At 73.2% G+C, this 19,001-nt stretch carries 20 protein-coding genes; 10 read left to right on the top strand and 10 right to left on the bottom strand.

Features of this window, described 5'->3' with window-relative positions:
• Positions 1-3 precede the first annotated feature (3 nt).
• The 7 genes from Mam01_RS01845 to Mam01_RS01815 form a co-directional block, all read right to left on the bottom strand.
• Positions 4-1,140, bottom strand: a complete 1,137-nt coding sequence (locus Mam01_RS01845; protein WP_204283626.1) for an aminopeptidase P family protein — start codon at positions 1,138-1,140, stop codon at positions 4-6.
• Positions 1,141-1,175: 35 nt separating this feature from the next.
• Complete coding sequence (locus Mam01_RS01840; protein WP_204283624.1) at positions 1,176-2,210, bottom strand: LLM class F420-dependent oxidoreductase; 1,035 nt, start codon at positions 2,208-2,210, stop codon at positions 1,176-1,178.
• A gap of 139 nt (positions 2,211-2,349) precedes the next feature.
• On the bottom strand, positions 2,350-3,150 hold the full coding sequence (locus Mam01_RS01835) for an SAM-dependent methyltransferase (RefSeq protein ID WP_204283622.1): 801 nt from the start codon (positions 3,148-3,150) through the stop codon (positions 2,350-2,352).
• Positions 3,151-3,185: 35 nt separating this feature from the next.
• On the bottom strand, positions 3,186-3,947 hold the full coding sequence (locus tag Mam01_RS01830; protein ID WP_204283620.1) for a nucleotidyltransferase family protein: 762 nt from the start codon (positions 3,945-3,947) through the stop codon (positions 3,186-3,188).
• 6 nt (positions 3,948-3,953) lie between these two features.
• Complete coding sequence (locus Mam01_RS01825; RefSeq protein ID WP_204283619.1) at positions 3,954-5,051, bottom strand: XdhC family protein; 1,098 nt, start codon at positions 5,049-5,051, stop codon at positions 3,954-3,956.
• Positions 5,044-6,306, bottom strand: a complete 1,263-nt coding sequence (locus tag Mam01_RS01820; protein WP_239100958.1) for a vWA domain-containing protein — start codon at positions 6,304-6,306, stop codon at positions 5,044-5,046. The genes Mam01_RS01825 and Mam01_RS01820 overlap by 8 nt, the downstream gene beginning before the upstream one ends.
• Positions 6,299-7,201: an AAA family ATPase gene (locus Mam01_RS01815; RefSeq protein ID WP_239100957.1), complete on the bottom strand. Its 903-nt coding sequence runs from the start codon at positions 7,199-7,201 to the stop codon at positions 6,299-6,301. The genes Mam01_RS01820 and Mam01_RS01815 overlap by 8 nt, the downstream gene beginning before the upstream one ends.
• Positions 7,202-7,322: 121 nt before the next feature.
• On the opposite strand from Mam01_RS01815, the gene Mam01_RS01810 reads away from it, so the two are divergent.
• Positions 7,323-7,937, top strand: a complete 615-nt coding sequence (locus Mam01_RS01810) for an HD domain-containing protein (RefSeq protein ID WP_204283617.1) — start codon at positions 7,323-7,325, stop codon at positions 7,935-7,937.
• Between the two features lie 11 nt (positions 7,938-7,948).
• Here the strand turns inward: Mam01_RS01810 and Mam01_RS01805 are convergent, their stop codons facing one another.
• Complete coding sequence (locus Mam01_RS01805; protein ID WP_117409761.1) at positions 7,949-8,227, bottom strand: DUF4031 domain-containing protein; 279 nt, start codon at positions 8,225-8,227, stop codon at positions 7,949-7,951.
• 129 nt (positions 8,228-8,356) lie between these two features.
• Between Mam01_RS01805 and Mam01_RS01800 the strand changes: the two genes are divergently transcribed.
• The 9 genes from Mam01_RS01800 to Mam01_RS01755 all read left to right on the top strand — a co-directional run bounded on the left by Mam01_RS01800 (position 8,357) and on the right by Mam01_RS01755 (position 17,221).
• Positions 8,357-8,626 (top strand): metal-sensitive transcriptional regulator, encoded by a 270-nt coding sequence (locus Mam01_RS01800; RefSeq protein WP_076437939.1) that lies wholly within the window; start codon positions 8,357-8,359, stop codon positions 8,624-8,626.
• 74 nt (positions 8,627-8,700) lie between these two features.
• The gene (locus Mam01_RS01795; protein ID WP_204283615.1) at positions 8,701-9,021 is read left to right on the top strand and encodes a hypothetical protein; all 321 of its coding nucleotides are present in this window, start codon (positions 8,701-8,703) and stop codon (positions 9,019-9,021) included.
• 74 nt (positions 9,022-9,095) lie between these two features.
• The gene (locus tag Mam01_RS01790; RefSeq protein ID WP_204283952.1) at positions 9,096-9,635 is read left to right on the top strand and encodes a rhodanese-like domain-containing protein; all 540 of its coding nucleotides are present in this window, start codon (positions 9,096-9,098) and stop codon (positions 9,633-9,635) included.
• Between the two features lie 17 nt (positions 9,636-9,652).
• Complete coding sequence (locus tag Mam01_RS37510; RefSeq protein WP_307819770.1) at positions 9,653-12,010, top strand: TSUP family transporter; 2,358 nt, start codon at positions 9,653-9,655, stop codon at positions 12,008-12,010.
• 810 nt (positions 12,011-12,820) lie between these two features.
• Positions 12,821-13,411, top strand: a complete 591-nt coding sequence (locus tag Mam01_RS01775; protein ID WP_204283613.1) for a hypothetical protein — start codon at positions 12,821-12,823, stop codon at positions 13,409-13,411.
• 105 nt (positions 13,412-13,516) lie between these two features.
• The gene (locus Mam01_RS01770) at positions 13,517-14,368 is read left to right on the top strand and encodes an ABC transporter permease (protein WP_204283611.1); all 852 of its coding nucleotides are present in this window, start codon (positions 13,517-13,519) and stop codon (positions 14,366-14,368) included.
• Complete coding sequence (locus tag Mam01_RS01765; protein ID WP_204283609.1) at positions 14,341-15,114, top strand: ABC transporter ATP-binding protein; 774 nt, start codon at positions 14,341-14,343, stop codon at positions 15,112-15,114. The genes Mam01_RS01770 and Mam01_RS01765 overlap by 28 nt, the downstream gene beginning before the upstream one ends.
• Positions 15,111-16,094, top strand: a complete 984-nt coding sequence (locus Mam01_RS01760; RefSeq protein ID WP_204283607.1) for an ABC transporter substrate-binding protein — start codon at positions 15,111-15,113, stop codon at positions 16,092-16,094. The genes Mam01_RS01765 and Mam01_RS01760 overlap by 4 nt, the downstream gene beginning before the upstream one ends.
• Positions 16,091-17,221, top strand: a complete 1,131-nt coding sequence (locus tag Mam01_RS01755; RefSeq protein ID WP_204283604.1) for an LLM class flavin-dependent oxidoreductase — start codon at positions 16,091-16,093, stop codon at positions 17,219-17,221. Before Mam01_RS01760 ends, Mam01_RS01755 begins: the two co-directional genes overlap by 4 nt.
• A gap of 248 nt (positions 17,222-17,469) precedes the next feature.
• On the opposite strand, the gene Mam01_RS01750 is transcribed toward Mam01_RS01755, so the two are convergent.
• Complete coding sequence (locus Mam01_RS01750; protein ID WP_204283602.1) at positions 17,470-18,198, bottom strand: hypothetical protein; 729 nt, start codon at positions 18,196-18,198, stop codon at positions 17,470-17,472.
• A gap of 310 nt (positions 18,199-18,508) precedes the next feature.
• The gene (locus tag Mam01_RS01745) at positions 18,509-18,958 is read right to left on the bottom strand and encodes a PH domain-containing protein (protein WP_204283600.1); all 450 of its coding nucleotides are present in this window, start codon (positions 18,956-18,958) and stop codon (positions 18,509-18,511) included.
• Positions 18,959-19,001: the final 43 nt, after the last annotated feature.

The following is a 19,001-nucleotide window of genomic DNA, read 5'->3' as shown; positions in this document are numbered from 1 at the left end:
GCCCTAGAGGACGAGCAGCTCCTTGGTCGTCAGTGTGAGAAGCTCCGGCCCGTCAGCACGCGTGACCAGCGTGTCCTCGATGCGCACACCGCCCGCGCCCGGAAGATAGACCCCCGGCTCGACGGTGATCGGAACTCGATCCTCTAGTCTACCGGTCCTGCCAGGGCCCAGGAACGGCAGCTCGTGGATCTCCAGGCCGACTCCGTGCCCCAGCCCGTGGCCGAACCGCTCGGCGTGGCCCGCCTCGGCGATCACCTCGCGCGCCGCCGCGTCCACCTCGCCGGCCGTCGCCCCCGGCCGTACGGCGTGGCGGCCCGCGCGCTGCGCCCGCCGTACGAGGTCGTAGAGGTCGCGCTGCCAGGCGGCGGGCGTGCCCACCGCGACCGTGCGGGTCATGTCGGCGTGGTAGCCGCCGTACCGCGCGCCGAAGTCCATCGTCACGAGGTCGCCGCGCTCGACGCGCCGCTCGGAGGGCGAGTGGTGCGGGATCGAGCCGTTCGGGCCGCTCGCCACGATGGAGTCGAAGGCGGGCCGGTCCGCGCCGAGCTCGACCATGGCGGCCTCCAGCCACCGGGCGATCTCCCGCTCCGTGACGCCGGCCGCGACGCGCTCCACGACGAGGGAGAACGCCTCGTCGGTGAGCGCGCACGCGCGCCGCAGCGCCTCGATCTCCGCCTCGTCCTTGACGGCGCGCAGGGTCTCCACCAGGCCACCTGCCGGGGTGAGGGCGGGGCGGCGGCCGGGGGGACGGCCCGACAGCCGCTCGGAGAGCCGCTGGAACAGCGCGACCGGCATGTGGTCGCCCTCCACCAGGACCCGCGCCGCGCCGGCGCACCGGTCGAGCAGCGCACCCGTCACGTCGCGGTCCTCGATCACCTCGACTCCCGCGCACACCGCCTCCGCCGTCTCGCGGTAGCGCGAGTCGGTGGCGAGCGCGGCCTCCCCCGCCGCGGTGACCAGCACGGCGGCGTTGGAGCTGGTCAGCCCGGTCAGGTAACGCACGTTGACCGGCCAGGTGACGAGGACCGCCCCGGCCTCGTGCTCCCCCAGTGCCTCGGCCAGCCGCGCGCGCCGCGCGGCGTGGGTCTCCTCGGCGGTCCTTCCGGCAGTCCTGTCGGCGGTCCTGTCGACATCGGTCACAAACGGACTTTACCGCCGTCCTCCGGACGCCCCCGTCAGGACACCAGGTCTTTGATCTTCTCGATGAGGGCGACCCGCTCCTCGTGGGTGTGCGCGAACGGGGCGACGTTGAGCGTGGTGACCCCGGCCTCGCGCAGCGCCGCGATCCGCTCCCTGACGTGGCCCTCGGGCCCGGCCAGGGAGACGCGTTCCAGCAGTTCCCGCGGCACCAGCGCCTCGGCCTCCTTCTTTTTGCCCTCCAGGTAGAGGTTCTGGATCTGCTCGGCCTCCTTCTCGTAGCCGTAGCGGCGGGCGAGGTCGTTGTAGAAGTTCCTGCCCTTGGCGCCCATGCCGCCGATGTAGAGGGCGGCCATCGAGCGGCCCAGGTCCAGCACGTCCTCGACGTCGTCGCCGATCGCCAGCACGGCCTGCGCGATCACGTCCAGCTCGCCGAGCGCGGGGTCGCGGCGCTCCCGCCCGGCGGCCAGCGACGCGCCCCACACCTCTCCGGCCTTCTCGGGCATGTAGAAGATCGGCTCCCAGCCCTCGGCGAGCTCGGCGGCCAGCTCGACGTTCTTCGGCCCGATCGCCGCGACGACGATGGGGATGCGCTCGCGCACCGGGTGGTTGATCAGCTTGAGCGGCTTGCCGAGGCCGGTGCCGCCCTCCAGCGGAAGGGTGTAGTGGCGTCCCTCGTACTCCAGCCGCTCACGCCGCCAGACCTTGCGGCAGATCTCGATGATCTCGCGGGTGCGGCCGAGCGGCGCGTCGTACGGCACGCCGTGGAAGCCCTCGATCACCTGCGGGCCGGAGGCGCCGAGGCCGAGGGTGAAACGCCCGTCGGAGACGTAGTCGAGGCCCGCAGCCGTCATGGCCAGCAGGGCCGGCGTCCGGGAGTAGATCGGCAGGATGCCCGAGGCGATCCGCAACCGCTCGGTCCGCGCCGCGATGTAGCCGAGCTGGCTGACCGCGTCGAAGCTGTACGCCTCGGCGACGAACACGATGTCGAGCCCGGCCCTCTCGTAGTCGGCCAGCTCCGCGACCGTCTCCTTGAAGCCCCCGGAGTAGTTGAGGGCCATCCCGATCCGCATCCGCCTCGTCCTTCCGCGCGTACACCGGTGAGTAACCGAATGATGTTCCGTCGGCGTGACCAAGGCTAACGACACGGACCGGCCGCGGCCACTCCGCTCAAGAGCGGCACAGCGGTGGCACAGGGGGTCCGGTGGCGGCTCAGGCGCGGCGGGCGACTCCGCCGAGCACCGGCAGGACCGGCCCGCTCAGCGGCAGCGCGTCGGGCTCGGGCCGCCACCGGTGCAACTCGACGACCCCGGGTTCCACCAGGTCGTACCCGTCGAAGAACCTGGCGATCTGGGCGGCGGGCCGGGCCTCGAACGGCGCGTTGGCCCTGCTGTACACACCGCTCATCGCGGCCATCTCGTCCGGAAGGGGGTCGGAGCTGACGTGCGAGATCACGACGTGGCTGCCGGAGGGGAGCAACTCGCGGTAGGCGGCCATGAGCCCCTCCGGGTCCTCCTCGTCGCGCACGAAGTGGAGGCACGACACCAGCAGCAGCGCCACGGGCCGGTCGAGGGCGAGGCCGTTCGCCTCCGCCGCGGCGACGACCTCCTCCGGCCGCCGCAGGTCGGCCTGCGCGAAACGCACCCGGGGATCGCCTTCGAGCAGCGCCCGCGCGTGCGCCGCCACCACCGGGTCGTTGTCCACGTACGTCACCCGCACGTCGGGCGAGACGTCGAGGGCGATCTCGTGGACGTTGCCCTGCGTCGGCAGCCCGGCGCCGAGGTCGAGGAACGCGCGGACGCCGCGCTCGCGGGCCAGGAAGCGCACGGCCCGGCCGAGGAACGCGCGGTTCTCCCGTACGGCCTCCCGCACATGGCCCCGCGACAGTTCGATCACCCGCTCGGCCGCCGCCCGGTCGGCGGGGAAGTGGTTCTTGCCGCCCAGGTAGTAGTCGTACATTCGGGCGACGTTGGGCTGCGTGACGTCGAACCCACCGGGTGCCTGCTCCGCCATGACACGCTCCCGCTCCGCCGGATGATTCCTCATGATCATAAGGCCGGGCGGTCTCCGCGCAGTAGCCGTAGGTCGTCCGGGGTGTCCACGTCCGCGGGATCGCCCGCGTCGTCGCAGGCCACGACGGTGACGAGTTCGGGATGGGCGCGCAGGAAGGGACGGGCCCCCACGTCGCCCACGGCCAGCGCCGCGACCTCCGCGAGGTGCTCCCGGGCGATCAGCACGGGGTTGCGCGGCACGCCTCCGTACGCGGCGACGGCGACCCGGGCTCCGCCCCGGAACGCCGCGATCAGCCGGCGCACCGCCTCGGGCCGTATGAGGGGCTGGTCGGCGAGGGCGATCACCACCGCCGCGGCGGACGGCGGGAGCGCGCCCAGCCCGGCCCGCAGCGACGAGCCCATGCCCGTCTCCCACAGCGCGTTGCGCACGACGACCGCACCCACCTCCGCGCCCGCCTTCGCATCAGATCCCGCGTCCGCGGCCACGCCCACCTCCGCGCCGGCCTTCGCGCCGGCCTTCGCGCCACCCTCCGCATCGCCGGCCGCCACATCTCCAGCGGCACCCCCGACCATGCTCTCGGCCGTGTTCTCGGTCATGGCTTTGAGGTCGGCCTCGACCGCGGCCTGGGCGGCTCCGACGACGACCAGCACGGGCCGGCATCCGCCCTCGGCGAGCAGCCGGACGCCGCGGCCGGCGAGGCGCTCCCCCTCGAACTCCACCAGTGCCTTGGGCCCGCCGAACCTGCTGCCGCCCCCGGCGGCCAGCAGCAGCCCGGCGACGATCCCCTCGTCCGCCACGCCGCGTCACCGCTCGCCGTGGATGCGGCCGGAGGTCTCGGTGAGCGGCCTGCCGCTGCCGCCCCAGCGGAGCCGGATCAGCTCCGCCGCGATCGACACGGCGGTCTCCTCGGGCGTCCGCGCCCCGAGATCGAGCCCGATCGGCGAGCGCAGCCGGGACAGTTCCTCCTCCGACAGCCCGGCCTCGCGCAGCCGCGCCAGCCGGTCCTCGTGCGTGCGCCGCGATCCCATCGCCCCCACGTACGCCGCCGGGGTGCGCAGCGCCTCCTCCAGCAGCGGCACGTCGAACTTCGGGTCGTGGGTGAGCACGCAGATCACGGTGCGCCCGTCGACCTCGGTGGTGGTCAGATAGTCGTGCGGCCAGGCCACCACGACCTCGTCGGCCTCGGGGAACCGCTTGGCCGTCGCGAAGACCGGCCGGGCGTCGCACACCACCACGTGATAGCCGAGGAAGCGGCCGATCCGCGCGACGGCCGCGGCGAAGTCGATCGCGCCGAAGACCAGCATGCGCGGCGGCGGCGCGAAGGAGAGCACGAACACCGACAGGTCGTCCAGCCGCCGCTCGCCGTCCGGGCCGTACCGCCGCACGCCCGTCGAGCCCTGCGCGAGCATGCCGCGCGCGTCGTCGTCCACCGCGTCGTCGAGCCGGGCGGAGCCGAGCGAGCCCGACGCCCGGTCCGGCCACACCACGCGGCGGGCGCCCAAGCGGCCGGGACCGTCGATGATCGTGGCCACCGCGACCGGCCGCCGCGTCGCCACAGCCGCGGCGATCTCCCCCAGCTCCGGGTAGTCGCGGCGCGACACCGGCTCCACGAACACGTCGATGATCCCGCCGCAGGTCAGCCCGACCGCGAACGCGTCGTCGTCGCTGACGCCGTAGCGCTCCAGGACCGGCGTCCCGTCCCCGGCGACCCGGGTGGCGAGCTCGTACACCGCCCCCTCGACGCAGCCGCCCGACACGCTGCCGACCGCCTCGCCGTCCAGCACGGCCATCGCCGCCCCGGGCGGCCGCGGCGCGCTGCGGAACGTGCCGACGACGGTGGCGAGCCCGAACCGCCGCCCCGACTCCCACCACTCCAGCACCTCGTCGAGCACGTCACGCATCGGCCCCTCCCCTCCGTACGGCCCCGCGCGGATCCGCCCGCCGGCCGGCCAGCAGCGCGGCCAGGTCCTCGAACGCGGCCAGGCTGTGCCCGGCCACGAAGTCCGTGACGTACGGCAGCGCCGCGCGGATCCCCGCGGTCAGCGGGCGGTAGGCGGGGTCGCCCTTGTGCGGGTTGACCCACACCACCCGGCGGGCGAGCCGCGAGAGCCGGGCCATCTGCGCGCCCAGGAGGTCGGCCGGTCCCCTCTCCCAGCCGTCGGAGGCGATCACGACGATCGCGCCCCGGGGGTCGGGCAGCCGCAGCAGGGCCCGCACCTCCTCGCCCAGCCGGGTGCCGCCGCTCCAGTCGGGGATGGCGGCCGAGCACTCGTCCATGGCGAGATCGGGATCGTGGTGGCGCAGCGCGCCGGTGATCCTCGTCAGCCGCGTCCCCGCGCTGAACACCTCGGTCGCCCGGGGCTCGGCCCGCACCAGCGCGTGCGCGAACCGCAGCAGGGTGTCGGCGTAGGCGGCCATCGAACCACTGACGTCGACGACCAGGACGACCCGGTGCGGCCGCTGCCCGCGGGCGCGGCGGCGCGGCCGGGCCGGCTCCCCGCCGTCGCGCAGGATCTCCCTGATCGTGCGCCGCCGGTCGTACGCGGGACCGTGGGGCGACGGGCGGTAGCGCCGCGACCTGCGCGCCTGTCTCGTGCCGCGCAGCAGCGCGAGCAGGCGGTGGACCTCCCGCCGCTCGGCCTCGCTCATCCGCGCCACGTCCCGGTGCCGCAGCACCTCGATCTCGCTCGCCGTGGCCGGCGGCGCGCCCGGCTCGCCGGTGGTCTCCGGGCCGCCCGTGCCGTACGGCGCCGCCACCGGGCGGGTCACGGACACCGTCGTTCCGCGGACGCGGCGTGCCGTGCGGAGGGAGGCGGAGAAGTAGGCGGCGAAGCAGCGGTCGTACCGGGGCAGGTCGCCCGGCCCGGCGCACAGCGTGAGGCGGCCCGCCCAGTAGACGTCCCGCGCGACGGCGCCGTCGAGGTGGGCGAGGGCCGCCAGGAAGTTCCGCGTGCGCTGGGGGTCGGCCGGCACCCCGGCCGCCCGCAGCGTCCGGGCGAAGCCGACCAGCCCGCCCGTGATCCGCTCCGCGTCGCCCGCCCGGCCTGGCCTGATCCCCTGCGCTCCGTATCCCCGCGCTTCGGGCCCCTGCGCTTCGGGCCCCTGCGCTTCTGGCGCGCGGCGCTCGGCGGGGCGGCGGTCGCCCGGGTCAGTCACGTCCGCCGTCCGCGTGGAGCAGCCCTCCCGCGCGCACCGTCTCCTGGTCCTCCCGGTGCTTGAGCAGGGCGCCGAGCGTGGCGGCGGCCAGGGCCGGGTCGAGTTCCGCCGCGCCGAGCGTGAGCAGGGCCTCGGCCCAGTCGAGGGTCTCCGCGACGCCCGGCGGCTTGATCAGGCCGGCCGCGCGCATCCGCCCGGCGGCCCGCGCCACGTCCGCCGCGAGCCGTTCGGCGCATCCGGGCAGGCGCCGCCGCACGATGGCCACCTCCCGGTCGAGATCCGGGTGCTCCAGCCAGTGGTAGAGGCAGCGCCGTTTGAGCGCGTCGTGCACCTCGCGGGTCCGGTTGGAGGTCAGGACGACGACCGGCGGCGTGGGGGCGCTGATCGTCCCGATCTCCGGCACCGAGATCGTGAAGTCCGACAGCACCTCCAGCAGGAACGCCTCGAACTCGTCGTCCGCCCGGTCGATCTCGTCCACCAGCAGCACGCTGGGCTGCGTCTCCAGGGCCCGCAGCAGCGGCCGGGCGATCAGGAACCGCCGGTCGTAGATCTCGCCCTCCAGCGCGGCCACGTCGGCCGCCCCCGCCGCCTCGGCCGCCCTGAGGTGGAGAAGCTGGCGGGGGAAGTCCCAGTCGTACATGGCCTGCGCGGCGTCGAGGCCCTCGTGGCACTGGAGCCGGATGAGCGGCGCGCCCAGGATCGCCGCCAGGGTCTTGGCCAGCTCGGTCTTGCCGACGCCCGCCTCGCCCTCCAGGAACAGCGGCCGCCCCATCTTGAGCGCGAGATAGGCCGCGGTCGTGAGCCCCTCGTCGGCGAGGTAGTCGTGGTGGTCAAGCAGCTCCGCCAGCCCCGCCGGCGAGTCGATGTCGGAGATGGTGGTGGTCCGCCGCAGCACACGGACAGGCTACGCGCAGGGCGTCGCGCGCCGCGCTGGCCGAATCCGCCAAAGCCGCCCGCGCCTGGGACACCGCCTTGGCACGATCCCACAGCGGGCGGTCACTGCTTAGGGTCGGAGCATGTCCGACGACCGGAGCCTGCCCCGGCCCGCCTGCCTCACCGGCTCCCCCGCGGGCCGGGCGCTCACCGCCGAACTCACCGCCCGATGGGCGGAGCCGCACCGCCGCTACCACACGACGGCCCACCTGCGGGCGGTCCTGGCCGCGATCGAGCCGCTGGCCGCCCAGGCCGCGGACGCCGACGCCGTACGGCTGGCCGCGTGGTTCCACGACGCCGTCTACGACGGGCGGCCCGGGCGGGACGAGGAACGCAGCGCCCAGCTCGCCCAGGCACGGCTGCCCGCCTGCGGTCTGTCCCCGGAACGGGTCGCCGAGGTCGCCCGGCTGGTGCGGCTCACGGCCGGGCACACGTACGAGCCCGGCGACGCGAACGCGGCCGTCCTGTGCGACGCCGACCTCGCGATCCTCGGGGCGCCGCCCGAGACGTACGACGCGTACACGCGGGCCGTACGGGAGGAGTATCGGCACGTGCCCGGCGACGCCTTCCGGGCCGGCCGCGCCGCCGTGCTGCGCGCCCTGCTCGGCAAACCTCGCCTGTACGGCACCCCCGTGGGCCGGGACCTGTGGGAGGACCGGGCGCGCGAGAACATGACCCGGGAGCTGAGTGCCCTCTGAAGCGTGCGCCTTTACAATGTAGATCTATTGCGCGTCTTCGGGAGACGCAGGCCGGACGCGCGCAGCCGCCGCACCAGCTCCTGGCTGCCGACCGGCTCGGCGCCGAGCAGGACCGCCCGGTCGTAGACCGTCTCCGGCACGTCGTAGTGGTCCCGGTCGAAGGCGCGTTCCGGCACGTCGAGCAGGCGGGCGAACTCGTGCAGTTCCCGCAGTGACGAGTCGCTGACCAGGTGGGACCAGAGCAGCCCCCGGGGACCCGGCCAGTTCGGCCGGTCGATCAGCACCGCCATGCGCCCTCCCGTCGTCGCCGATCAGCATAGGCCGACGGCACGGGCGTGGGTCGCGGCCCAAGCCGAGGCCGGTTTCGCCGGCACTCCCCAGATTTGCCCGTCAGGTACCCCTGGGGGTATAAGGGAGGCATGCAGATGAACGAGGCGATGGTCGGCGACGCGGTGACGCGACTGCGGCGGGCGCATGGCCAGCTCGCCGGGGTGATCGCGATGATCGAGGCCGGCGAGGACTGCACCAAGGTGCTGACCCAGCTGGCGGCGGCTTCCAAGGCGATCGACCGGGCGGGGTTCAAGCTGGTGGCCAGCGGCCTGCGGCACTGCCAGGCGGCGCAGGAGCGGGGCGAGGAGGCTCCGATGAGCGTGGCCGAGCTGGAGAAGCTGTTCCTGGCCCTGGCATAGGCGGCCCTGCCGGAAAGGTTCGCTTTTCCATATCTCGACGATACCCCCCGGGGTATATGCGCCTGGAGGTCGCAGTGACTTTGGATGTCGATCCGACCCGCTTCGGGCAGATGTACGGCGAGGGTGTCACGGTGGCCGACGTCCGGGAAGCCGGGCTGGAGGTGCTCGGGCGGCCGGGTGACGCGCGACGCGGGCGGCTCGCCGGAAGTCCCTTTTTTTGCTCGTCACATACCCCCGGGGGTACCAGGAGAGAGGTCTTCCCCTCGGTGCCGATCGAGGGTGAGCCGGTCGCGGTGTTCTCCCGCGGCAGCCTCCTGGTCGCCTCGTCGTACGCGGCCCCGGCCCGGCCACGCGGCCTGGCCACCCCACCTGAGAAACCGAGAAGGAAACCGTGAACACCGAATTCCCGAACACCGGATCCTCGAACACCGGATCCCCGGACATCGACACCGCCGCCGCCCGTGCGCTGATGGCCGCCAACCCCGACGTGCTCGTCGTGGACGTGCGGACCCCCGCTGAGTTCGAGACCGCGCACATCAGCGGCGCGATCAACCTGCCGCTCGACCAGGTCGACGCCCACCTGCGGCGGATCGTCGCCGACGCCGGCGGGCGGATGCTGCTCGTCTGCCAGTCCGGCGGCCGCGCCACCCAGGCGCACAAGAGGCTCTGCGAGGCGGGACTGCCCGACACGGTCGTGCTCGCCGGAGGGATGAACGCCTGGATCGCCTCCGGCGCTCCGGTGGTGCGCGGAAGGCAACGGTGGAGCCTGGAGCGCCAGGTTCGCCTGGTCGCGGGCGGCCTCGTGCTCGCCTCGATCGTGGCCGACCTGTGGCTGCCGGGGGCGCGCTTCGCAGGCGCCCTCGTCGGCGCGGGCCTGATGTTCGCCGGTCTTACCGGCACCTGCGCGATGGGCACGCTGCTCGCCCGCCTGCCCTACAACCGGGGCGCGGGCACCGACGTGGACGCCGCCCTCGCCTGTATCCGCCGCCCCGGCCGCGGCGCGGCCTGACGGATCAGGGAAACACCATGACCGCTCTCACCCTCGCCGGCGCCGTCGTCGTCGGTCTGGCCCTGGGCCTTTTCGGCGGCGGAGGCTCGATCCTGACCGTCCCCCTGCTCGTCTACGTCGCCGGCGTCCCGGCCAAGGCGGCGATCGCCATGTCCCTGTTCGTCGTCGGAGCGACCAGCGTGGTCGGCGCCGTCGGTCACGCCCGCGCCGGCCGCATCCGGTGGAGGACCGGGCTGCTTTTCGGCCTCGCCGGAATGGCCGGTGCGTACGGCGGCGGCCTGCTCGGGCCGCACCTGCCCGCGACGGCGCTGCTGGCGGGGTTCGCGCTGATGATGATGGCCACCGCCGCCGCCATGATCCGGGGACGCGGGCCGGCCGGGCCCCCGACGGCCCGCGAGGACCTGCCGATCCTGCACGTCGTCGCCGAAGGCGTCGTCGTCGGCCTGGTCACCGGAGTGGTCGGGGCCGGCGGCGGGTTCCTCGTCGTCCCCGCGCTGGTGCTGCTCGGCCGCATGCCGATGGGCCCGGCCGTCGCCACCTCCCTGGTGGTGATCGCGATGAAGTCCTTCGCCGGGCTGGCCGGCTACCTGCGGACCGTCCCGGTCGACTGGTCGATCGCCCTGCCCGTCACCGCGGCGGCGGTCGCCGGCGGTCTGGCCGGGGGCTGGCTCGCCGGGCGCATCCAGGCCGACCGCCTGCGCAAGGGGTTCGGCTGGTTCGTGCTCGTGATGGGCGGCTTCGTGCTCATCCAGCAGGCCCCGCCCGCGCTGTTCCCCACCACGTGGGGCGTCGCCGCGCTGCTGACCGGCGCCTCCGCCGCGGCAGCAGGGACCGTCTATTCACTCCTGCGCAAGGGACGCCACCGTGACCACCCGGGCCCGCGCACCGGGGAACGCAGCCGCACCTCACCCGACCATCACCGATCGGTACCCCTGGGGTACCAAGCGAACAGGAGAAAAACGATGTTCTTCACGCAGTACTACCTGGACTGCCTGTCGCAGGCCTCGTACATGATCGGAGACACGTCGACGGGCCGGGCGGTGGTGGTGGACCCACGGCGCGACGTGTCCGAATACCTCGCCGACGCCGAGGCGCACGGGCTGCGGATCGAAGGAGTGATCAACACTCACTTCCACGCCGACTTCCTCGCCGGCCACCTGGAGCTGGCCGCGCGCACCGGTGCCTGGATCGGCTACGGTCGCGCCGCCGAGACCGAGTACGCGATCCGCGAGCTGTCCGACGGCGAACGGATCGAACTCGGCGACGTCGTGCTGGAGATCTGGGAGACGCCCGGGCACACGCCGGAGTCGATCAGCGTCCTGGTCCGCGAGCACGCCGCCGACCCGGTCCCGTACGGCGTGCTGACCGGAGACGCGCTGTTCATCGGCGACGTGGGGCGGCCCGACCTGCTCGCCTCGCTCGGCATGACCTCCGACCAGCTCGGGCGCATGCTCTACGACAGCGTCCAGCACAAGCTGATGGGCCTGCCCGACGAGGTGCGGATCTTCCCCGCCCACGGCGCCGGCTCGGCCTGCGGCAAGAACCTGTCCACCGAGCGGACCTCGACGATCGGCACGCAGCGGCTGACCAACTACGCCTGCCGGCCGATGAGCGAGCAGGAGTTCCTGTCCATCGTCACCGAGGGACAGCCGCCCGCGCCCGGCTACTTCGTCTTCGACGCCGTGCTCAACCGCAAGAACCACGACCTGCTGGACGTCGCCGCGCACGCCCGGCCGCTGACGGCCGAGGAGTTCATCGCCCGGCGAGCCGCCGGCGCGGTGGTGCTCGACGCCCGCGACGCGCAGGAGTTCGCCCTGGCCCACCTGCGCGGCTCGCTCAGCGTCCCGGCGGACGGCCGGTTCGCCGAACGGGCCGGCACGGTCATCGAACCGGGCAGCGAGATCGTCGTCGTCGCCCCGCAGGACCGCGAGGTGGAGGTCGTCACCCGGCTGGCCCGCATCGGCTTCGACACGGTGACCGGCTACCTGCGCGAACCGGAGGCCGCCTTCCTCGCCGGGTCCGGCCAGATCGCCCACTCCACCCGCCTGACCGCCGCCGAGCTGCGCGAGGCGCTCCGAGCCGAGCGGCCTCCGTTCCTGCTCGACGTCCGCAACGCGAGCGAGGTCGCGGACGGCGGCGTCGAGAGAGCGGTCAACATCCCGCTCGCCCAGCTCCCGGCACGGCTGGCCGAGGTTCCGGACGACCGTCCCGTCGTCGTCTACTGCGCCGGCGGCGCCCGTTCCGCCATCGCGGTCAGCCTGCTGGAGCACAGCGGCCGCGCTCAGGTGAGCGACCTCATCGGCGGATACGGCGCCTGGCTGAGCGCCTTCACCCCCTCGTCCGCCGGTTCCCGATCCTCAGGTGACCTCCGCTGATCCCGCGGCGGTGCGGGAGCCGGCGTGATCGCGCGTGTCCCGCTTCCGGCGTCGCGGGCGGGGATGTGACCGGCGGACGTCGTGCCGGTCACATCCGCGAGGGGCGACCGCGAGAAAATCCGGAGCGGCTCCGCCGAAAGGCCGCCCGCTACGCCGTCGGCCGCCCCCGCGTTCCGTTTCGATCGGCGGCTAACATTTACCCGGCACGCGTTTGCACTTCGGACAGCACCTGAACTTGCGGTGGTTCGTGCAACGGTTGGTGCACTTGGGCGGCTTGGGTTTCGCGACGGACGCGCCGGGAGCCGTCTGCGCGACGACCGCGCCACCGGAGATCGCGGACGCCTGCGCCGGGGATCCCGCCGCCGGCCAGAGCGCGACCGTGGTGAGCAGCGCCGAGCCGATGGTCATGCCGAGTCGCCTACCTCGCATGGCCGTTCTCCTCTCCGATCACGGCACACGTGGATTCGGGTGTTCCTCCTCCATAGTCCGGATCGGCTCCCGAACGCGTCCAGACCGACGGCCGACACCCGTAATAATCCGGGGCGAATTCATCGCGAGTCTCTATATCCCCATCGACGTGGATCGGCCGAGGGCCCTGGTGAATCGATCGGTGATGACCGGTTCCTGCATTCTCCTGGCCCGATATCTACGTTCTCCCGGAACCGCCTCTGTCAAGCGCCCGGCCGACCATTGCGATGGACTCCCCCGCATACGGCAAAAGCCCGAATATTTGGCATCCGTACGGCAACCTCGTCCAGAACGTGCCCGCGGAACCACAGCCGCGGAACCACAGGGTCCCAGGGGGAAACGATGGCCGCACGACATGCCCGATCCCTTACCGCGCTCACGGCCGCGGTCATACTGACGCTGGCGCTGCTCACCGGCTGCGGAGGCACGACCACCCACGTGGCGTCCGGAGACGCGGCCGCCGCCGGCCCGGCGGTGGTCGCCACGCCGTCCGCGACGGAGAGCGAGTACAACTCGCCGTGCCCGCAGGGCGGCAACGCCAGGCGGTTCGCCAAGACGCGCTTCGCGCTGCACGCGGGTCTCGCCCTCGGGGCCTTCCACCGCTACATCTACAAACCGCTGCGCAGCGGCGGCTTCAAGCAGGGGGCGGAGAAGCGCAAGCGGACGTTCGCGAAGGCGGCGGTGGCGGGAGTGTTCGCCCTGCACGAACTGAAGGTCGCCAAGGGGTTCGCGGTGGCCAACCCGACGCTCTGCAAGGCCGTCGAGGGCGTCGACGGCAAGGTCAGGGCCCTCACCGGCAAACTCAGGAGCGGCACCGCCTCGGAGGCCGACCTCGACGCCGGGGAGTACTCGATGAACGGCCTGCAGAGCGACGCCGCGAAGACCGGTTACCGGTTCAAGGAGCGGAACGTCACCGTCCCCGGGGCCTCGTGACCCGGCTGCCCGGCATCCATCGGGGGTGGGCATAACCTATTGACTTGGTAGGAAATATGGACAACCCTTGAGGGGAATCTTCCGTCGTCCCTGCGAGGTGTGTCCATGTCCGTCGCCGGAATCGAAACCGGCACCGCCCCACGCGCCGGCGGCGCCCCTGCCGTCCGCGTCACCGCCGCGGGCGCCGCGCTCCGGGCCGCCGGGAGGCGGTCGTACCGGTGGGTGAGCCCCGTGGTCGTCGTGCTGGTGTGGCAGGCCGCGAGCGGCAGCGGGCTGCTGCCCGCCCGGCTGCTCGCCGCGCCGTCGGAGATCGCGGCGACCGCGCTCGACCTGGTGCGGTCCGGGACGCTGCCGACGGCGATCGCCGTGTCCCTCGAACGGGTCCTGCTGGGCTTCGCGGCGGGAGCAGTGGCCGGCGTCGTCCTGGCGCTGGTGGCCGGGCTGAGCCGGGCCGGTGAGAACGCGGTCGACCCGATCATGCAGATGCTCCGGGCGCTGCCGTTCTTCGGGCTGATCCCGCTGTTCATCCTCTGGTTCGGGATCGGTGAGGCGCCCAAGGTGCTGCTGGTCGCGCTCGCCGTGTCCTTCCCCCTCTACCTCAACACGTTCTCCGGCATCCGGGGCGTGGACGGCAAGCTCGCCGAGCTCGCCCGTACGCTCCGGCTCGGCCGGGCCGCGCTGGTGCGGCACATCGTGCTGCCCGGCGCGCTCCCCCAGACCCTCGTCGGGCTGCGCCAGAGCCTCGGCGTGGCCTGGCTGGCGCTGATCGTCGCCGAGCAGGTCAACGCCGACGCCGGGCTCGGCTACATGATCAACGACGCGCGGGAGTTCCTCCGTACCGACGTGATCGTGGTCGGCCTGCTGGTCTACAGTGCGCTCGGCCTGCTCACCGACGCCCTGGTCCGGCTGCTCGAAAGGAGGGCGCTCGGATGGCGGCGCGAGTTCCTGTCCCGCTGAGCGACGTGGCCCCCGCCGGCGACGCGGGCCGCCCCGGCGCGCCGTCGGCGGCCTCTGTACGCGGGCTCACCCGGCGCTTCGGCGACCGCGCGGTGCTGGACGGCCTCGACCTGACGATCGCGCCCGGCGAGTTCGTCGCGCTGCTCGGCCGCAGCGGCTCGGGCAAGTCCACCCTGCTGCGCGCGCTCGCCGGGCTGGACGAGGAGGTCGATGGTGACATCGAGGTCGACGGCTCGGTGGCCGTGGCCTTCCAGGAGCCCCGGCTCGTGCCGTGGAAGCGGGTGCGCGACAACCTCACGCTCGGCCTGGACGTGCCCGGCCCCGCCGCGAGGGCGGACGCCGCGCTGGCCGAGGTCGGCCTGACCGAGCGCGCCGGGGCCTGGCCGCTCACGCTCTCCGGCGGCGAGGCGCAGCGGGCGAGCCTCGCCCGGGCCCTCGTCCGCGAGCCCCGCCTGCTGCTGCTCGACGAGCCGTTCAGCGCGCTCGACGCGCTGACCCGGATCACCGTGCACCGCCTCGTACTCGACCTGTGGGCGGCGCACGGCCCGGCCGTACTGCTGGTGACCCACGACGTGGACGAGGCCCTGACCCTCGCCGACCGGATCCTGGTGCTCGACGGCGGGCGGGTCGCCCACTCCTGGACCGTCACCGCGCGGCGCCCCAGGCACCGCGACCACCACGACCTCCTCGCCCTGCGCACGGCCCTGCTGGCCGCCCTGGGCGTGCCCCCGGAAGGAACGCGATGACCAGGAGACTTCTCGCCGCGCTGCTGCTCGCCCTGACGGCCGGCACGGCCTGCGCCGGGCAGGACGCCGCCGGGAAACCGGGCGAGGCCCAGGGACGCGTCACGCTGCGGGTCGGCGACCAGAAGGCCGGTTCGGAGGCCATCCTCAAGGCCGCCGGGCTGCTCGGCGGCACCTCCTACACGATCACGTGGTCGCAGTTCACCTCAGGCCCGCCACTGCTGGAGGCCGTGAATGCCGGCGCGGTCGACATCGGCGGCGTGGGCAACACCCCGCCCGTCTTCGCCGCCGCCTCCGGATCGAAGATCAAGGTGGTCTCGGCCTACCGGCAGAGCGCCAAGGGGTCGGCGATCCTCGTCCCCGGCGGGTCCGCGATCACCTCTCCAGAGCAGCTCAAGGGCAGGAAGGTCGCGGTGGCCAAGGGCAGCTCGGCCCACTACCACCTGCTCGCCGTGCTGAAGAAGGCCGGGCTGTCCTTCGCGGACATCCAGCCGCAGTATCTCCAGCCGGCCGACGCCCTGGCGGCGTTCTCCTCCGGCACGGTCGACGCCTGGGCCATCTGGGACCCCTTCACCTCCCAGGCGAAGATCCAGCACGGGGCGCGGCTGCTGGTCGACGGCACAGGCGTCGTGAACGGCCTGGGCTTCCAGGTCGCCGCGCCGGCCGCGATCGAGGACACCGGCAAGCGGGCCGCGATCGCCGACTTCCTCACCCGCCTGGCCAGGGCCCGGGTCTGGGCCGCCGCCCACCTGGACGAGTGGGCGAAGGTCTGGGCTCAGGAGACCGGCCTGCCCGCCGAGGTGGCGAACGCCGCCGTCGCCAATGCCGTGGCCACCCCGGTCGAGATCGACGACTCGGTCGTCTCCTCGGAACAGGAGATCGCCGACGCCTTCGGCGCCGAGGGCCTGATCCCCGGCACGGTCACCTTCTCCCAGTTCGTTGACGACCGGTTCAACGAGGTCGTCGGAAAGGCCGCGCGATGAGATTCCACTGGTTCCTGCCCACATCCGGCGACGGCCGGGCGATCGTCGGCGGCGGGCACGGCCTGACGCGGAGCCACGGCGTGTCCGCGGCGGCCACGCGCCGCCCGCCCACGATCGACTATCTCGCCCAGGTGGCCCGCGCGGCCGAGCAGGCGGGGTTCGAGGCCGTGCTCACCCCGACGGGGACCTACTGCGAGGACGCGTGGCTGGTCACCGCCGCGCTGACCCAGGTCACGACGCGGCTGAAGTTCCTGGTCGCGTTCCGGCCCGGCGCGCTGTCGCCCACGCTGGCGGCCCAGATGGCCGCCACCTACCAGCGGATCTCCGGCGGACGGCTGCTGCTCAACGTGGTCACCGGGGGTGAGACGGCCGAGCAGCGGCGCTTCGGCGACCACCTGGCCAAGGACGAGCGATACGCCAGGACCGCGGAGTTCCTGACGATCGTCCGCGGCGCCTGGGACGGGCCGTTCGACTTCACCGGCCACTACTACGACGTCGAGGGCGCGACGGTCGCCGAGCGGCCCGACCCCGTGCCCGAGCTCTACTTCGGTGGCTCGTCGGCCGCCGCGGGCCCGGTCGCGGCCCGGCACGTCGACGTCTACCTCACCTGGGGCGAGCCGCCGTCGCAGGTCGCGGCCAAGCTCGACCGGATGCGCGAACTGGCCGCCGCCGAGGGCCGTACGCTGCGCTTCGGCATCCGGCTGCACGTGATCACGAGGGACACGTCCAAGGAGGCGTGGGCGGAGGCGAAGCGGCTGCTCGACCAGATCTCCCCCGAGGACATCGACGCGGCGCGGGCCGTCCTGCGCCGCAGCGAGTCGGTCGGGCAGCAGCGGATGCTCGCGCTCCACGAGGGCTTCCGCGGCGGCAGGGTCAGGGACCTGGAGATCCACCCCGGCCTGTGGGCGGGGGTCGGCCTGGTGCGCGGCGGCGCCGGCACGGCGCTCGTCGGCAGCCACGCGGAGGTCGCCGACCTCGTCGAGGAGTACGCCTCACTCGGGGTGGAGGATTTCGTCCTGTCCGGCTACCCGCACCTGGAGGAGGCCTACTGGTTCGGGGAGGGCGTGCTGCCCGAACTGCGCCGCCGCGGCCTGCTCGGCGCCGCGCCCGTACGGCTGACCGCCTGACGGCTCCGCGTTCACGCGCGGGGAGGCTAGACCGGTAGGATGGGCTCTCCGCGCTTCACGGCCTTGAGCGTGCGCATCGCGAGGTCGATCCTCCCGCTTCAGCGACCTGTGCCACCGAAGTGGTCTCACCTGGTCTCCACAGGCTTTCGAACCCGAAGGTTCCGTTCCCGCCCATCCGGCGGTACCTGACACGTTCACGCTACCGGACGCCGATCCGCCTTGACGGCGAATCCGCTTTTCCTGCCCCGCTACGCGGAAGAGTCCGCTTCATGACCGGCCTGAAGGTCGGAGCGCCGCGGACAAGTCCGGTAGAAATCCCGCGGCCACTTCCGCATGCCCGCCTCCAGCGCCTCTATGGCGGCTCGGGGACGCCCGGTGTCGGTCAGGACCTTGCCGCGTTGCAGAGCGAGATAGGCGTGCGTGACGTAATCCGCCCTGATCAGGTTCCTCTCACCTGAGTCGTCGTGGGCGTGCGCGCCGTCGACCAGTTCGTCGGCCTCGTCGAGAAGCCGCAGGCCGATCTTCCGCACTCCCATGCCGCTGTAGGCGTGCGCCTGCTGCTGCAACAGGAACGCCCGCATCGCGGCGGCGGCCGGGGCGCCGGCGCTCTGATGGAGCCAACCGGCGAAGTCGGCCCACTGGGCGCCGGTCATGAGCAGGTCCCGGCCGAGAGCGCCGTGGGCCCTCTCCCGCAGCAGGCGCCGGATCAGCGACAGGTAGCCGACGGCCGAGGCGAGCAACTCGGCCGGGCCGAAGGCACGCTCGCGCGCCACCAGAGCGAGCCGGGCCGCGTCCAGATCGTCGATCATCTCCCGGCCGAGCCTCGGCCGCAGGGCCGCGCCGGCGAGGTCTCCGCGGCTCGCCGCGTAGTAGACCATGGCGCTCAGCGAGCCGGTGAAGGCCCTCCTGCTTATCCGCCCCTCGGGGCCGGGTCCGGGCGGCGTCCTCGACGGTGGATCGAGATGCAGATCCAGCACCGTTTCCACCCGATCGGCCAGACCGCCCGACGGCCGGGCCGGGAGCATTTCCAGCCAGACGACGAACGCCGGATCGCAACCCGCCCGCCTGGCCGGCTCCTTGGTGGTGAGATCGCAGGCCAGCCGCCGCGCCTGCAGTGTTCTCCCCCACGGAATGGCAGATCTCGCAATGTCGCCCGAATTGGGCTTATCGCCCGTTTGCGACTCCCGGCTGGAGGCCACGTCCAGAGTCCAGGAGGCGAGCCCCATTCGGGCCATGTCAATTATTTCAGGACTGCCGATATTCGCCGATTACGGCGGCCTTTCCGGACTAGAGATGGTCGGGGGCCTCGCCGCGTTCCCGGATGAGGGCGGTGAGCTGGGCCACCGCACGGCGCGAGCGCTCCCTCTCGGTGCTCTGGATGCCCATCGCGCCCAGGCTGAGCCCGTTCGCGAGGTCGAGCTTGGGCCAGGGGTCGCCCTCCACCATCGTGACGTCGAGCACCTCGGCCCACTCGAAGTGGTGGACCCGCAGGGGGTTCACCACCGTGATCCCCCGCTCGTCCGCCCGCACCCGCAGGCGGCCGAGCAGGTGCAGCACGAACGCCACGAGCAGCCCGAAGCCGACCATGCCCAGCCGGTCGGCCAGCTTGAACTGCTCCGGCAGGCCGACCGCCAGCACGATCGCGCCCACCACCATCACCGCCGCCAGGCCGTACGCGATGATCGTCGTGCTCCGGGGCCGCCAGGTGACGGGCAACGACGGCACGCCCTCAGGCATGACGATCCCCCTCAAGGCTGCGTACGGCGTGCCCGGCGGACGG

This window comes from Microbispora amethystogenes (assembly GCF_016863015.1).
Taxonomy (GTDB): Bacteria; Actinomycetota; Actinomycetes; order Streptosporangiales; family Streptosporangiaceae; genus Microbispora; species Microbispora amethystogenes.
This window is presented reverse-complemented; position numbering and strand designations above follow the sequence as displayed.

Bases quoted from the DNA above. Each gene is read 5' to 3' on its own strand.
- Mam01_RS01840 (WP_204283624.1), bottom strand. From the start codon at position 2,210: ATGCGGATCGGGATGGCCCTCAACTACTCCGGGGGCTTCAAGGAGACG.
- Mam01_RS01805 (WP_117409761.1), bottom strand. From the start codon at position 8,227: ATGGCGGTGCTGATCGACCGGCCGAACTGGCCGGGTCCCCGGGGGCTG.
- Mam01_RS01775 (WP_204283613.1), top strand. From the start codon at position 12,821: ATGGCCGCACGACATGCCCGATCCCTTACCGCGCTCACGGCCGCGGTC.
- Mam01_RS01765 (WP_204283609.1), top strand. From the start codon at position 14,341: ATGGCGGCGCGAGTTCCTGTCCCGCTGAGCGACGTGGCCCCCGCCGGC.
- Mam01_RS01790 (WP_204283952.1), top strand. From the start codon at position 9,096: ATGGCCGCCAACCCCGACGTGCTCGTCGTGGACGTGCGGACCCCCGCT.
- Mam01_RS01745 (WP_204283600.1), bottom strand. From the start codon at position 18,958: ATGCCTGAGGGCGTGCCGTCGTTGCCCGTCACCTGGCGGCCCCGGAGC.
- Mam01_RS01825 (WP_204283619.1), bottom strand. From the start codon at position 5,051: ATGCGTGACGTGCTCGACGAGGTGCTGGAGTGGTGGGAGTCGGGGCGG.
- Mam01_RS01800 (WP_076437939.1), top strand. From the start codon at position 8,357: ATGCAGATGAACGAGGCGATGGTCGGCGACGCGGTGACGCGACTGCGG.
- Mam01_RS01760 (WP_204283607.1), top strand. From the start codon at position 15,111: ATGACCAGGAGACTTCTCGCCGCGCTGCTGCTCGCCCTGACGGCCGGC.
- Mam01_RS01810 (WP_204283617.1), top strand. From the start codon at position 7,323: ATGTCCGACGACCGGAGCCTGCCCCGGCCCGCCTGCCTCACCGGCTCC.
- Mam01_RS37510 (WP_307819770.1), top strand. From the start codon at position 9,653: ATGACCGCTCTCACCCTCGCCGGCGCCGTCGTCGTCGGTCTGGCCCTG.
- Mam01_RS01755 (WP_204283604.1), top strand. From the start codon at position 16,091: ATGAGATTCCACTGGTTCCTGCCCACATCCGGCGACGGCCGGGCGATC.
- Mam01_RS01835 (WP_204283622.1), bottom strand. From the start codon at position 3,150: ATGGCGGAGCAGGCACCCGGTGGGTTCGACGTCACGCAGCCCAACGTC.
- Mam01_RS01770 (WP_204283611.1), top strand. From the start codon at position 13,517: ATGTCCGTCGCCGGAATCGAAACCGGCACCGCCCCACGCGCCGGCGGC.